Genomic DNA, 550 nt, shown 5'->3' on the forward strand with positions numbered 1-550 from the left:
AGGGCTCGTCGATCCGCAAGGGCGCGGTCGACGCCATCATCGCCTCCGTGGCGACCCAGCCCGCGGCGAGCCGGGGCTCGAACGCGGCGCTGGCCTTCCGCCCGGAGGTGGGGAGCGAGGCGGTGGCCGAGACCCGTGCCATCGCGGAGGAGATCGCCAAGGCCGGCGGCACGCCGCTCGCGGTGGCCCGCGACGGGCGGCTCCTCGGCGTCGTCTACCTCAAGGACATCGTCAAGGGCGGCATCCGGGAGCGCTTCGCGGAGCTGCGCCGCATGGGCATCCGCACCGTGATGATCACGGGCGACAACCCGATGACCGCGGCCGCCATCGCGGCGGAGGCCGGCGTCGACGACTTCCTGGCCCAGGCCACGCCCGAGGACAAGCTCGCGCTCATCCGCAAGGAGCAGGCCGCGGGCAAGCTCGTGGCGATGTGCGGCGACGGCACCAACGACGCGCCCGCGCTGGCCCAGGCCGACGTCGGGGTGGCGATGAACACCGGCACGGTGGCGGCCCGGGAGGCCGGCAACATGGTCGACCTCGATTCCGACCC

At 74.2% G+C, this 550-nt stretch carries 1 protein-coding gene; it reads left to right on the forward strand.

Annotated features, from left to right (window positions below):
- Window positions 1-550 (forward strand): HAD-IC family P-type ATPase (locus DT057_RS35155; RefSeq protein WP_128566584.1); only part of this gene is annotated, 550 nt, incomplete at both ends.

The sequence above is a fragment of the Methylobacterium crusticola genome, assembly GCF_003574465.1.
Lineage (GTDB): Bacteria > Pseudomonadota > Alphaproteobacteria > Rhizobiales > Beijerinckiaceae > Methylobacterium > Methylobacterium crusticola.